At 73.3% G+C, this 13,491-nt stretch carries 12 protein-coding genes; 8 read left to right on the forward strand and 4 right to left on the reverse strand.

Annotation, left to right across the window (positions count from 1 at the left end; genetic code table 11):
• Positions 1-223: 223 nt before the first annotated feature.
• Both ABZ898_RS10795 and ABZ898_RS10800 read left to right on the forward strand, forming a co-directional pair.
• Entirely contained in the window at positions 224-2,380 is a 2,157-nt protein-coding gene (locus ABZ898_RS10795; RefSeq protein WP_361655565.1) for a discoidin domain-containing protein, read from the forward strand.
• Between the two features lie 300 nt (positions 2,381-2,680).
• Entirely contained in the window at positions 2,681-2,917 is a 237-nt protein-coding gene (locus ABZ898_RS10800; RefSeq protein ID WP_361655568.1) for a chaplin, read from the forward strand.
• A 61-nt stretch (positions 2,918-2,978) separates the two neighbouring features.
• Here ABZ898_RS10800 and ABZ898_RS10805 read toward each other — a convergent pair whose 3' ends face one another.
• Positions 2,979-4,157 carry an acyltransferase gene (locus ABZ898_RS10805; RefSeq protein WP_361655571.1) on the reverse strand — a complete coding sequence of 393 codons (1,179 nt, stop codon included), beginning with the start codon at positions 4,155-4,157 and terminating at the stop codon, positions 2,979-2,981.
• Between the two features lie 452 nt (positions 4,158-4,609).
• Here ABZ898_RS10805 and ABZ898_RS10810 point away from each other — a divergent pair, with 452 nt between their 5' ends.
• The 3 genes from ABZ898_RS10810 (at position 4,610) to ABZ898_RS10820 (ending at position 8,095) form a co-directional block, all read left to right on the forward strand.
• A complete protein-coding gene (locus ABZ898_RS10810; protein WP_361655573.1) occupies positions 4,610-5,050 on the forward strand; it encodes a Fur family transcriptional regulator in 441 nt (146 codons plus the stop codon).
• Positions 5,051-5,084: 34 nt separating this feature from the next.
• Positions 5,085-7,325 (forward strand): catalase/peroxidase HPI, encoded by a 2,241-nt coding sequence (gene katG / locus ABZ898_RS10815; RefSeq protein WP_361655576.1) that lies wholly within the window; start codon positions 5,085-5,087, stop codon positions 7,323-7,325.
• Between the two features lie 170 nt (positions 7,326-7,495).
• On the forward strand, positions 7,496-8,095 hold the full coding sequence (locus tag ABZ898_RS10820; protein WP_361655579.1) for a hypothetical protein: 600 nt from the start codon (positions 7,496-7,498) through the stop codon (positions 8,093-8,095).
• Positions 8,096-8,110: 15 nt separating this feature from the next.
• Here ABZ898_RS10820 and ABZ898_RS10825 read toward each other — a convergent pair whose 3' ends face one another.
• Both ABZ898_RS10825 and ABZ898_RS10830 read right to left on the reverse strand, forming a co-directional pair.
• On the reverse strand, positions 8,111-9,046 hold the full coding sequence (locus tag ABZ898_RS10825; protein WP_361655582.1) for a serine hydrolase: 936 nt from the start codon (positions 9,044-9,046) through the stop codon (positions 8,111-8,113).
• Entirely contained in the window at positions 9,043-9,915 is an 873-nt protein-coding gene (locus ABZ898_RS10830; RefSeq protein ID WP_361655585.1) for a LysR family transcriptional regulator, read from the reverse strand. Before ABZ898_RS10830 ends, ABZ898_RS10825 begins: the two co-directional genes overlap by 4 nt.
• A gap of 132 nt (positions 9,916-10,047) precedes the next feature.
• Here ABZ898_RS10830 and bla point away from each other — a divergent pair, with 132 nt between their 5' ends.
• From bla to ABZ898_RS10845, 3 genes are all read left to right on the forward strand, one after another.
• On the forward strand, positions 10,048-10,959 hold the full coding sequence (bla, locus tag ABZ898_RS10835; RefSeq protein WP_361655588.1) for a class A beta-lactamase: 912 nt from the start codon (positions 10,048-10,050) through the stop codon (positions 10,957-10,959).
• A 164-nt stretch (positions 10,960-11,123) separates the two neighbouring features.
• Entirely contained in the window at positions 11,124-12,050 is a 927-nt protein-coding gene (locus ABZ898_RS10840) for a hypothetical protein (RefSeq protein ID WP_361655591.1), read from the forward strand.
• Positions 12,051-12,283: 233 nt separating this feature from the next.
• Positions 12,284-12,451, forward strand: coding sequence for a hypothetical protein (locus ABZ898_RS10845; RefSeq protein WP_361655593.1), 168 nt, complete (start codon positions 12,284-12,286; stop codon positions 12,449-12,451).
• A gap of 25 nt (positions 12,452-12,476) precedes the next feature.
• Here the strand turns inward: ABZ898_RS10845 and ABZ898_RS10850 are convergent, their stop codons facing one another.
• The gene (locus ABZ898_RS10850; RefSeq protein WP_361655596.1) at positions 12,477-13,472 is read right to left on the reverse strand and encodes a phosphotransferase; all 996 of its coding nucleotides are present in this window, start codon (positions 13,470-13,472) and stop codon (positions 12,477-12,479) included.
• Positions 13,473-13,491: the final 19 nt, after the last annotated feature.

A 13,491-nucleotide genomic window follows, 5' to 3' on the forward strand; every position in this document is an offset into this window, starting at 1 on the left:
GGGCGGCCGGCGGGGCGCGGCCGCGGGGGGGGGGGCCCCCCCCCACCCCCCCCCCCCCCCCCCCCCCCCCCCGCCCGTGTGTGAACGGCCGCCGGGGTGTGAACGCCCTTGTGCGCGAAGGATTTGGCTTCCGAAGGCTTGCGCCCGTTTGGTTCATCCCTTAAATCAAAACATGAACTAAGCAGGGGCCGGTCTCCCGGTCCCGCATTCGCAGGGAGCCGCAATGAGACTGAGATCCCTGGGGACAGCGCTCGCCGCCACGGCAGCACTGATCGCCCTGCCCACCATCCAGCCCCCGGCCGTCGCCGCGACGGACGCCGCCCAGGCCGGCTGCAACACCGCCAACGCCGCGCAGGGCAAGCCCGCCACCGCCTCCTCGACCGAGAACGCGGGCACCCCCGCCTCCGCCGCCTTCGACGGCGACACGGGCACCCGCTGGTCCAGCGCGTTCGCCGACCCGCAGTGGCTGCGCGTCGACCTCGGCTCGGTGCAGGACCTGTGCGGCATCGACCTGAACTGGGAAGCCGCCTACGGCAAGGACTTCCAGCTCCAGAGCTCGGCCGACGGCACGAACTGGACCACGCTGAAGACCGTCACCGGCGCCACCGGCGGCACCACCTCGTACACGGTCAGCGGCTCGGGCCGCTACGTCCGCGTCAACGGGACCGCGCGCGGCACCGCCTACGGCTACTCGCTGTGGGAGATGGCCGTGCACACCGGCACCACCGGCGTCCCGCCGGTGCAGGGCGGCGGCGACCTGGGCTCCAACGTGATCGTCGTCGACCCCAGCACGCCGAACCTCCAGCAGAAGTTCGACAGTGTCTTCGCCGGCCAGGAGTCGAACCAGTTCGGCTCCGCGCGCTACCAGTTCCTGATGAAGCCGGGCACGTACAACAACATCAACGCCCAGCTCGGCTTCTACACCTCCGTCTCCGGCCTCGGGCTCAACCCCGACGACGTGCAGATCAACGGTGACATCACCGTCGACGCGGGCTGGTTCAACGGCAACGCCACGCAGAACTTCTGGCGTTCGGCCGAGAACCTGGCCATCCGCCCGGTCAACGGCACCGACCGCTGGGCCGTCGCCCAGGCCGCGCCGTTCCGCCGCATCCACGTCCAGGGCGGGCTCAACCTCGCGCCCAACGGCTACGGCTGGGCGTCGGGCGGCTACATCGCGGACTCCAAGATCGACGGCACCGTGGGCCCGTACTCCCAGCAGCAGTGGTACACCCGGGACAGCTCGGTCGGCGGCTGGACCAACGGCGTCTGGAACATGGTCTTCAGCGGCGTGCAGGGCGCGCCCGCGACCAACTTCGACAACGGCCCGTACACCACGCTGGACAGCACCCCGGTCTCCCGCGAGAAGCCGTTCCTCTACCTCGACGGCTCCACGTACAAGGTGTTCGTCCCGGCCAAGCGCACAGGCGCGCGGGGCGTGTCCTGGCCCGCCAACGCGGGTTCCTCGCTGCCGCTCGACCAGTTCTACGTGGTCAAGCCCGGCGCGACCGCGGCCACCATCAACCAGGCGCTCGCCCAGGGCCTCAACCTGCTGTTCACGCCCGGTGTCTACCACCTGGACCGGGCGATCGAGGTGACCCGCGCCAACACCGTGGTCCTCGGTCTCGGTCTCGCCACCATCATCCCGGACGGCGGCGTGGACGCCATGCACGTGGCCGACGTGGACGGCGTGAAGCTCGCCGGCTTCCTCATCGACGCGGGCAGCACCAACTCCGACACCCTGCTGCGGATCGGCCCGGCCGGCTCCACCGCCGACCACTCGGCCAACCCCACCACCATGCAGGACGTGTTCGTGCGCATCGGCGGCGCGGGCCCCGGCCTCGCCACCAACTCGGTCGTGGTCAACAGCAACAACGTCGTCATCGACCACACCTGGCTGTGGCGCGCCGACCACGGCAGCGGCGTCGGCTGGAACACGAACCGCGCCGACTACGGCCTTCGCGTGAACGGCAACGACGTCCTCGCCACCGGCCTGTTCGTCGAGCACTACAACAAGTACGACGTGTACTGGGCCGGCCAGCGCGGGCGCACGATCTTCTTCCAGAACGAGAAGGCGTACGACGTGCCCAACTCCGCCGCCATCACCCATGACGGCATCGTCGGCTACGCCGCCTACAAGGTCGCCGACTCGGTCACCTCGCACGAGGCATGGGGCCTGGGGAGCTACTGCAACTTCACCACCGACTCCTCCATCGTCCAGGCGCACGGCTTCCAGGTCCCGGTGAACTCCGGGGTCAAGCTGCACGACATCCAGGTGATCTCGCTCGGCGGCAAGGGGCAGTACGCCCACGTCGTCAACAACACCGGCGCTCCCACGTCGGGGTCGGACACCGTCCCGTCCAAGATCACGCAGTTCCCGTAGAGCGGGCGCGCGGAGTCCGGAGGGCGGGCTCCCCGCACCGCGCCTAGGGTGGCGGGCACGGACGGCCGCGCGGCCCTCCGGCACGGCCCCCGGCCCGGTCAGGCGTCCGAGCGGCCGGCCGCCCAGGTCAACACCTGGGCGGCCGGGCCGACTTCACCCACCGGGAGCCCCGCGCTCGCGCCTCGGACGACCCCCGGACCGGGGGCCACTGCCCGAACGGAGTAGCACGGCGGGCGCACCGCCCGGGCTGCCGCTGTGATGGAGGTGTCCCAACCACGAGCAGTGAGGCACCTCATGCGTATGCGCAAGCTTGCTACCACGGCCGTTCTCGCGGGCGCCCTTGCCCTCTCCGGCGCCACGGCGGCCTTCGCGGCCGACCCGGACCCCGTCACCGGTGTCGCCGCCAACAGCCCCGGCGTCGCCTCCGGCAACGTCGTCCAGGTCCCGGTGGAGATCCCGGTCAACCTGTGCGGCAACACGATCGACGTCGTGGGCCTGCTGAACCCCGCGTTCGGCAACATCTGCGCCAACTCCTGACGCGACGTGCCCAGGGTGCCGGTCCCTCTCCCGAGGGGGGCCGGCACCCCGCTGTCCCGGTTCAGTCGCCGGCGGCCGCGACGCTCTCCTCGCGGGCCGGGGCGGCGGGCCGGTCCGCCGTACGGCGCCGGCCGCGCAGCAGCAGGCGCCGCACCGGACGTTCGACCCCCTCGAACAGCGCCCAGGACAGCCCGAGCGACACCGCGAAGGCGGCTACGGTCACCCCGGTCCCGGCCACCGCGCCGAAGCGGGGCTTGTCGCCCAGGACGGCGATGCCCGCGCGCAGCACCAGCAGATGCACCATGTAGAACGCGAACGACAGTTCCCCGAGGCGTACCAGCCGCCGCCCCCGCCACAGCGACGGCAGCCCGCGCAGGTCGGCCACCGCGGCCGCCGGGATCAGGGCGGTGAAGCCGGCCAGGGTGCAGGAGGTGGCCGCGTATCCGGGCGCCACCTGGGGGACGAGGAAGTAGCCGAGCACGGCCAGCGCGAGCGAGCCCTCCATGCCGGGGCCGCGCCAGCGGCCGAGCAGCACCAGCCGCGCCGTGACCGTGCCGATCACGAACTCCGGGAGCCGGGCGGCGGGCAGCGAGTACAGCGGCTGGTGCAGCCAGTGGTGCGCGTCGGCCCAGGCCAGGAACAGCGCGACGAGGGCCGCCGTCCCGCCGAGGACCAGCGTGCCGCGCGCGTTCAGCCGCCGCAGCAGCCAGAACAGCGCCGGGAAGAGCGCGTAGAAGAACGCCTCGCAGGCCAGCGACCAGCTCACCGGGTTGAGCGTCTGCCACCAGGGCTGCCACCAGGAGTGCACCAGCAGCAGGTTCGCCAGGGTCTGCTTCCAGGTCGGCAGCGCCGGGCGTCCCATGGTGAAGGCCAGGGCGACCGCCAGGAGGGCGGTGGCGAGGTGCACCGGCCACACCCGGGCGACGCGCCGCCGCCAGAACCCGGGGGCCCGGTCGCCGGGCCGGGCCGACCAGGTCAGCACGAAGCCGGACAGGACGAAGAAGAACGACACACCGGTGCCGCCGGGCGTGAAGGCCCAGGAGACCAGCCGCCCGGCCTGGCCGCCGAAGTAGCCGAAGTTGTTGATGTGCAGCCCGAACACCAGCAGGGCGGCCATCCAGCGCAGCCCGGTCAGCGAGGGGAGGGAGGGTCTGGCGCCCTCCGGAGGGGAGGAGAGGGCGGCGGCCGCGTCGGGTCCGACGGGCGGCGTCCGGGGCGTCCGGGTCGTCGCCGTGGTCATCCGATCACCTGCCGCTGGGGGTTCGCGTGGGGCATAGAGGGGACTGCTGCCCTCCCGCACCGCCACATTCACGTCATGCCGGAAACGTCACACTGCTGCCGAACGAGAGACCTCGCGCGCTGCCACGGATGGCGGGCCCGGAGCACCCGGACGAGTGAGCGCCGGTTGTGCGCCCGCGGGGCCGTCGGGTGCTTGCGCGAGGACGGCGCGGGGAAACACAAGGGTGGGTTCCGTTTCGGGTCCGTTCACCCGTGCGAGGGACCGTGCGGCTCGGCGCGCCCGCGGGGCCGGGGCCGGGTCACATGATGCGGGCAGGAGCGCCGCTCGCCGGGTGCCGCACCGGCCGCGCGACGGCGGACACGGACCGGCATCCGGCAGTCACACTAAGAAGTCAAGAAATTGCATAGCTCGTTTTCTTGAATCTCTCGTGTTTATGACGGTAGGTTCGTCCCATGACCGCATCCCAGCCTCCGACCACCGCCGCCGCGGAGCTGCGCGGTGCGGGCCTCCGCGTCACGGCGGCCCGCGTCGCGCTGCTGGAGACCGTCCGCGCGGGCGACCACCTCGGTGCCGAGGCGATCGCCTCCCAGGTGCGCGTGCGCGTCGGCCACATCTCCGTGCAGGCCGTCTACGAGGCCCTGCACGCCCTCACCGCCGCCGGCCTCATACGACGCATCGAGCCCGCGGGCAGCCCCGCCCGGTTCGAGGGCCGTGTCGGCGACAACCACCACCACGCCGTGTGCCGGTCGTGCGGAGCCGTCGCCGACGTCGACTGCGCGGTGGGCCACGCGCCCTGCCTGACCGCTTCCGACGACCGGGGCTTCGCCATCGACGAGGCCGAGGTCGTGTACTGGGGCACCTGCTCCGACTGTTCCACCGGCCGCAGCACCTGAGCGCCGGCTTTTCGTCCGTTCCGGAAGGATTGACATGCCTGAGAATGAAGACGCGATCGTCACCGACCCGAAGCCCGAGGAGACCGGCGGCTGCCCCGTCGCCCATGGCGGCAGCCCCACGTCCCTGCACCCGGCCCTCGGCAGCGGCAACGACCGCTGGTGGCCCAAGCAGCTCAACCTGAAGGTCCTTGCCAAGAACCCGCCCGTCGCCAACCCGATGGGGGAGGAGTTCGACTACGCCGAGGCGTTCCTCGCCCTCGACCTGCCGGCCGTCAAGCGTGACCTGGCCGAGGTGCTCACCACCTCCCAGGACTGGTGGCCCGCCGACTTCGGCAACTACGGCCCCTTCATCATCCGCATGGCCTGGCACAGCGCCGGCACCTACCGCACCCGCGACGGCCGCGGTGGCGGCGGCACCGGCCAGCAGCGCTTCGCCCCCCTGAACAGCTGGCCGGACAACGCCAACCTCGACAAGGCGCGCCGTCTGCTGTGGCCGGTGAAGAAGAAGTACGGCAAGAACATCTCCTGGGCCGACCTCATGATCCTCGCGGGCAACGTCGCGCTGGAGAACATGGGCTTCAAGACCTTCGGCTTCGGCGGCGGCCGCGTGGACGCCTGGGAGCCGGACGCCGACGTCTACTGGGGCCCGGAGACCACCTGGCTCGGCGACGAGCGCTACACCGGTGACCGCGAGCTGGAGGAGCCCCTCGCGGCCGTCCAGATGGGTCTGATCTACGTCAACCCGGAGGGCCCCAACGGCAACCCGGACCCGATCGCCGCGGCCCGCGACATCCGCGAGACGTTCGGCCGCATGGCCATGAACGATGAGGAGACCGTCGCCCTGATCGCGGGCGGCCACACCTTCGGCAAGACCCACGGCGCGGGCCCGGCGAGCGACGTCGGCCCCGACCCGATGGACTCCCCGATGAAGCAGCAGGGCCTCGGCTGGAAGAGCAGCTACGGCACCGGCAAGGGCCCCGACACCATCACCTCGGGCCTGGAGGTCACCTGGAGCAACACCCCCACCCAGTGGGGCCAGGGCTTCTTCGACAACCTCTTCGGCTACGAGTACGAGCTGACCGAGAGCCCGGCCGGCGCCAAGCAGTGGAAGCCGAAGGACGGCGCGGGCGAGGGCACCGTGCCCAGCGCCTTCGACCCGGACAAGAAGATCGCGCCGAACATGCTCACGACGGACCTGTCGCTGCGCTTCGACCCGATCTACGAGCCCATCGCCCGGCGCTTCCACGAGAACCCGGAGGAGTTCGCCGACGCCTTCGCCCGCGCCTGGTACAAGCTGACCCACCGCGACATGGGCCCCAAGTCGCTGCTGCTCGGCCCCGAGGTGCCCGAGGAGACCCTGCTGTGGCAGGACCCGCTGCCCCAGCCGCAGGGCGAGCCGATCGACGCCGCCGACGCGGACGCCCTCAAGGGCAAGATCCTCGACTCCGGTCTCACCGTCGCGCAGCTCGTCAGCGCCGCCTGGGCCTCCGCGTCCACCTTCCGCGGCAGTGACAAGCGCGGCGGTGCCGACGGCGCCCGGGTCCGCCTGGAGCCGCAGCGCGGCTGGGAGGTCAACGACCCCGACCAGCTCGCCCTGGTGCTGCGCACCCTGGAGGGCGTCCAGGAGGAGTTCAACGCCTCCGCCGGCGCCAAGCACGTCTCCCTCGCCGACCTGATCGTCCTCGGCGGCGACGCCGCGGTGGAGAAGGCCGCGAAGGACGGCGGCTTCCCGGTCTCGCTGCCCTTCACCCCGGGCCGCGTGGACGCGAGCCAGGAGCAGACCGACGTCGAGTCCTTCGAGGCGCTCAAGCCCGCCATCGACGGCTTCCGCAACTACGCCGGCAAGGGCAGCAACCCCGGCCGCGCCGAGTACGCGCTCGTCGACCGCGCCAACCTGCTGACCCTCAGCTCCCCGGAGATGACCGCCCTCGTCGGCGGTCTGCGGGTCCTGGGCGCCAACTACCAGGACTCCAAGCTGGGCGTCTTCACCGAGACGCCGGGCGTGCTGACGAACGACTGGTTCGTCAACCTGCTCGACCTCGGCACCACGTGGAGCTCCACGTCCGGTGACCAGGCCACCTTCGAGGGCCGCGACGCCTCCACCGGCGCGGTCCGGTGGACCGGCACCCGTGCCGACCTGGTCTTCGGCTCCAACGCCGAGCTGCGCGCCGTCGCCGAGGTGTACGCCTCCGACGACGCCAAGGAGAAGTTCGTCAAGGACTTCGCCGCCGCGTGGCACAAGGTGATGAACCTCGGCCGGTTCGACCTCGCCTGAGCCGCCGTACCCCGTGCGGGGCGCCCCCGAGCCGACCGGCCCGGGGGCGCCCCCTTGTGTGCGACGCCCCTCGCCACCTGGGGTTCTCCCCCTCCGGGCGTCCGGTACTGCGGGCTCGCCGGGTCAGGTGCACGATGGTGGGGTGGGCAGGCGAGAGGAGGCGGCTGCCGATGACCCGGACACCTCTCGAGACGATCACCCCCGTACGGCTGTGGCGCTGGCGGCGCAATCCCCTGCGGCGCTCCGGCGACCTCGTCGAGGCGTGGGTCGTGCTCCTCACCTGGATCTTCGTCGTACTGGGCGGCGCCCTCGCCGGGTACGCCGCCGCGAGTTCCGTGGACTCGGCGCTCTCCGCGCGACGGGCCCAGGTGCACGAGGTCCGCGCGGTGCTCACCGGCCCGGCGCCGAGGACGCCGCCGGCGGGCAGCGGCTACGACGACCGGGTCTGGGCCACGGTGCGCTGGACCGACGGCAAGGGCGCCGTGCACACCGACCGCGCCAAGGTGGGCCCCGGCACCCCGGCCGGTTCCACCGTCACCCTCTGGACCGACGGCACCGGCCGCACCGTACCGCCGCCCGCGTCCCTGGCCGAGGCCATGCTCCAGACCGTGCTCACCGGGCTCCTCGTCGCCCAGATCACCGGCACGGTCGTCTGGGCCTCCGGACGGCTCGTGTGCGCCTCGCTCGTCCGGCGCAGGCTCGCTCAGTGGGACGCCGAGTGGAAGCGCGTCGAGCCGGAATGGCGCCGGCTGAGCGGCGGACGGGGCTGAACCGCCCGGCCCGGCTCACCCGCGCAGCGCCTCGAAGGCGCGCCGGGCCGCGACGCCGATCGCCAGGTCGATGTCCGGCGCCAGGGACGCCCTGCGGTCCGCCCGGGTCAGCGCGGCCAGCGCCACCCGGTCGCCGGAGTCCGCCTCCACCACCCCGATCTCGTGCCGCAGATGCAGGAACGAACCCGTCTTGCCGCTGAACCGCAGCGAGTCCGCGCGCAGCTCGCTCACCATGCGGTGGGCGAAGACCTGCAGACCCATCAGCCGGCGCAGCTCGGCGGTGGCACGCGGGTCGGAGATCTCGTCGCGCCACACCCGCTCCAGCAGGGACACCAGAGCCCGGGCCGTGCCGGTGCTGGCGTACGCGGGATCGAGGGTGGCGATGGTGTGGCGGCCGCTGTGCTCGTCCCGTACCGCCAGCTCCAGCGCGAGGGAGAAGTCGTTGCCCGACGCACCGGCCGCGCACGCGTACATGTGGCGCATCCGGTGCCGTACGCACAGGCCGGGGCAGTCCCACGCGCGCAGCCGGGCGGCCACCTCCGGCACCGGCACCAGGTCGAGGAGGAGGTCCGCCGCCGCGTTGTCGCTCACCGAGAGCATCATCATCAGCAGGTCCCCGACGGCCAGCGTCGCCGGATGGCGGAACGCGGCGAGCCCGGTCGGACCGGCGCCGCCCGCCGAGGGTACGAAGGTCACGGGCCGCGCGGGGTCGAGTCCGCCCGCCGCGATCCGGTCCAGCACCACCAGGGCCAGCGGGACCTTCACCACCGAGGCGAGCGGCACCGGCACGTCGACGTCGAAACCCAGGTGGTCGCCGGTCTCGAGGTTCCGGGCCAGGAACGAGCCGCTCACCCCCAGCGCGTCCCACTCGCGCGCGATGCCGTCCGCGATGTCGCGCAGGGCGCCGTCCGAGGCCGCGTGGACCGGGGCGCGGGTGTCCTCGACGGTCATCCGGTCACCCCCGCCAGGGACCCGGCCAGCCAGCGCGGGACCTCGCCCCGCTCGCCGTGGCACTCGCTCGCGGCGACCTCGTAGCCCCGGTGCAGGGAGGCGTCGGCCAGCGGGGCCCAGCTCGCGCCGTGCTGCCGGGCGAACGGCTCGGCACACAGCAGCCGTGCCCGCCCGGCCAGGGTGTCGGCCAGCGCGGTGACGGCCGGACCCGCGGCCACCACCAGGGACCCCGGCAGGCCGGCGCGGGCGGCGGCCCGCTCCAGCCGGTCCTGTGCGTAGGGCGCTTCGTCCTCCTCCAGGGTCAGGATGGGCAGCCCGGCCGCTCCCCGCGGCGGCCGCAGGTCCTCCAGATGGAGCGCGCGCCGCCGGGCCCGTTCCGCCCCCGCCACGGACGCCAGGCCGAGCGGGACCCGCAGTGCGGCCCGCTCGGGAGCCACCCGGAGCAGAGCGTAGGTCAGCGAGCCGTCCCCGATGCCCGACTGCCTCTGCCGGGGCGGGAGTTCACGCAGTACGAGGGTGGTGCCGTGCTCCGCGCCGGCGTGGAGGACGGCGGCCAGGGCCGCCGGTGCGCAGTGCGCGGGCACCCCCACGGCTCGCACCCGCGCGGCACGCGCCGAACGGGCCGCCTGCCCGAGCCGCTCGGCCCGTTCCAGTACGTCGCGCGCGTACGGCAGCAGCGAGACGCCGAACTCCGTCACGGCGATCTGCCGCCGGGAGCGGTCGAACAGCGGGCCGCCGAAGTGCGCCTCCAGCGACTTGATACGGCGGCTCAGCAGCGGCTGCGCGATCCCCAGCCGGTCGGCCGCGCGCGAGAAGCTCACCTCGTCGGCCGTCGCGGTGAACGCCGCGAGATGCGCGAGCAGATCCATCCCGGAGTCATATCAATAAGTCATGGTGCGTTCAAAGTTCACTCTTGGACATGAGCGGTGTCCCGCTGTTTCGCTGTCCCGGTCGGTGATCCTTCCTGCCCGACGATCCAACTCCTTTGAAGGGCCCCGCACATGACCTCAGTCACCCCTGTCCCGCGCCGCCGTCTGCTCCGAGCGGGCGCGGCCCTCACCGCGGCGGCCGCGGCGGCGTCGGCCACCCCCGCGTGGGCCGCCCCGCGCGACTTCGCCGCCCCGCTCCCCGAACTGGGCGCGCTGGAGAAGCGGTACGGTGCCCGGCTCGGTGTGTACGCACGCAACACGCGCACGGGTGCGACCGTGGCGTACCGCGCCGACGAGCCGTTCGCCATGTGCTCCACGTTCAAGGCGATCGCCGCCGCCGCCGTGCTGCGCGACCACGGCGGCCGGGCCGCGCTGGGCGAGGTGATCCACTACCCGCCGGCCGACATCCTGGCCAACTCCGAGAAGACCCGGGCCCAGCAGGAGACCGGAATGGCGCTGGGTGACGTGTGCGCGGCCGCGATCCAGTACAGCGACAACACGGCGGGCAACCTCATGCTCCGCCGGATCGGCGGCCCGGCCGGTCTCACCCGCTTCTTCCGCTCGCTCGGTGACCGGGTCAGCAGGCTCGACCGGTGGGAGACCGACCTGAACACCGCGGTGCCCGGTGACGTGCGCGACACCACCACCCCGCGCGCCCTCGGCCGCTCCTTCGAACTCCTCACCCTGGGGCGGGCGTTGGCCGAGACGGACCGGGAGCAGTTCCTCGACTGGCTGCGCGGCAACACCACGAGCGGCAAGCGGTTCGGCGCGGGCCTGCCGCCCGGCTGGGTCCTCGCCGACAAGACCGGCACCGGCTCCTACGCCACCGTCAACGACCTTGGTGTGGCCTGGACCGGCGAGGGGACGCCCCTGCTGCTCTCCGTGCTGTCCACCAAGCCCACCACCCCCGACGCCCCCGTCGACGAGGCGCTGATCGAGGAGACGGCACGGCTGCTCGCGGCCCGCCTCGCGCCGGGCGAGTGACCCATCAACTCCCCTCAAATTGACGGGAGTTGTAAAGACGACAAGACTCTGACCGTCCTCGCCCCGCCTGCGGCGGGCGAAGGGACACGGCTTTCCGGGCGCCGCGCGCCAGTTCGCGCGCGCCCTGCCACCTCCCACATGCTCTGAACGGACAGAGGCTCACCTTGGCACGCTCACAACCAGCCAGATATTTAGCCGCGACCGCCGCGGCCTTCGTCGCGGCCACCGCCGCGCCCCTGGTCGGCGCCACCGCCGCCCACGCACAGGAGGGCGGCACCTGCTCGTCCGCCACCGTGCAGTACCGCCTGGTCGACGCCGACGGCAAGGTCGTCGGCGCCGACTGGTCCTCCGAGGGCGGGTTCCACCAGTGGGACACCGTCCCCGGCATCGTCGAGGTGCGTCTCGCGCCCGGCCAGAACATCGGCGTGGGGTGCAACTACCCCGTTTCTCTGTCCGAGTACACCACCGAGGGCCCCGACTGGCCCTCGTCCGGCCACCAGGAAATGATCGACAAGGCCACCGTCCGCCTCACCGCCGAGGACGTCGCGGGCCAGGACGACGCCGGCCGCACCTGGAAGAAGCTCAGCGTCAAGGCGCCGACCTGCTTCGGCCAGACCGACCTGTACGGCGACGACGTGGCCTACGACGGCAAGGACGGCGAGGGCCACGGCCCGCTGCCCGACGTGCGCACCGGCGCCCTCACCCCGTACCACCTGATCGCCGCCTGGAACGGCGGGGACAAGCGGTGCGAGTCCGGGACACCGGGGTCGGCCGTCCCCAGCCCGTCCGTGCCCGCGACGCCCGCGAGCCCGGCGCCGAGCACGCCGCCCGCCGCGGCCGAGCCGGGCACCCCCGCCGGGGGCGGTGAGCCCGCCGCGAGCCCGAAGCCCGGCGCGACGCCGCCCACCGACGCCAAGGTGCCCCCGGCCCAGTCCAGCCCGCCCGCGCCCAAGTCCTCGCCGGACGGCGGCACCGTGCCGCTGGCGGAGACCGGCGCGGGTGCCCCGGTCGGCATGCTCGCGGGTGGGGCCGCGCTCGTGCTGGCCGTGGGAGCCGGAACGGTGTACGCCTCGCGCGCACGCCGTTCCTGACCCCTCCCGCGTCATCGGCGCGGGAAGGGGAGGCAGGAGGGGGAGCCGTCGGCGGACGGTTCCCCCTCTTTCTGCTTCCCTAAGCCTTTGACCTGCGCGGACGGACTGTGTACCCGTTCTTTGCCCGGCCGGTTTCCCAGTACCGGCAGTAACATGATGATCTTGTTCCGGAAGTTACTCGTCAGTCAACCACGGTGCCGCCCGCGCGGGCGCACCCCCTTCCGGAGATGACCATGTCCTCTGCCGATGAGGCGTTGGAAAACGCCCGTACCACCTATGAGCAGCACGTGCGGACCTGCCGCCAGTGCCATGCCGACGGCGCCGCCTGCGCCGTGGCCAAGGTCCATCTGCGCACGTACAACAACGCCCGCCGCGACCACCTGCGCGCCACGGGCGGCTGACTCCCCCAGCGGCTGACGCCCCGGCTCACAGCGGGGGAGCGTCGGCGGCCTCCAGCAGGGAGCGGACCTGATCCGACGCGGTGGGCGCGGCCCGCGACGCGGACGGGAAGAGCCGGCCCCAGGCGCGGGCCCGCCCCAGCGCGCCCAGCCGCCAGGCGAGGCGCACGGCGCGCCGGAGTTCCGCCGCCGACAGACCGATGTCCGTCCAGGGCTCCAGATAGGCGTCCCGCAGGCGCGGCAGCACCTCGGGCCCGTACCGCTCGCACGCCCGCAGCGCCGGGACGCGCAGACTGGCGAACGGGTGGGAGACGACGGCGTCCCCCCAGTCGAAGAAGGTGAACCGCCCCGGTCCCGGGTGGAAGACCTGCCCCTCGTGCAGGTCGGCGTGGTCCAGGGAGTCGGGGACACCCAGCGCGGCCAGCTCCGCGCACCAGCGGACGAGCCGGGGGCGCAGCGCGTCCAGCCGGGCCCGCCGGTCCGGGTCCGGCGTGCCGGTGGCGGCCCGCGAGCGGTCGAAGGACGCGGGCACGTCGGTCACGCGCAGCCTCGGCACACCCAGAGCGCCGAGGTTGTCCGCGTCCGGGACGAGGGCGCGCTGCGCGCGGGCGTACGCGGTGAGCAGCTCCTCCCACACGCGCGCCGGCGGGACGTCCCGCTCCAGCACCTCGCGCAGGAGCGCGCCCCCGTCCGGCAGCAGCGACCAGCCGCGCCCGGCGTCGACGGCCAGCGGCCGCAGCACGTGATCCGGCACCCGGCGGGACAGCGCGGCCGTCAGCGGTCCCTCGAAGGCGCTCGCCGGGGGATTCGCCTTGAACCACACCGGGGTGTGCCCGGCCACCGGGACGCGGGCCGTCACCGACCACGGCCGTACCCGCACCCGGGGCGCCCCGCCCGGCCGCAGCCCGTGCGCGGCGAGCCCGCCCTCGATCCAGTCGAGGGCCGCACCCCGCCATGCCGGCTCGTCCCAGGGCGTCACCGCCTCCGGGTAGGCACCCCGGTCCACGTCCGTCACGTGCTCCATCGGGTCATCCCAGCACGGG

It is taken from the genome of Streptomyces sp. NPDC046860 (genome assembly GCF_040645115.1).
Classification (GTDB): domain Bacteria; phylum Actinomycetota; class Actinomycetes; order Streptomycetales; family Streptomycetaceae; genus Streptomyces.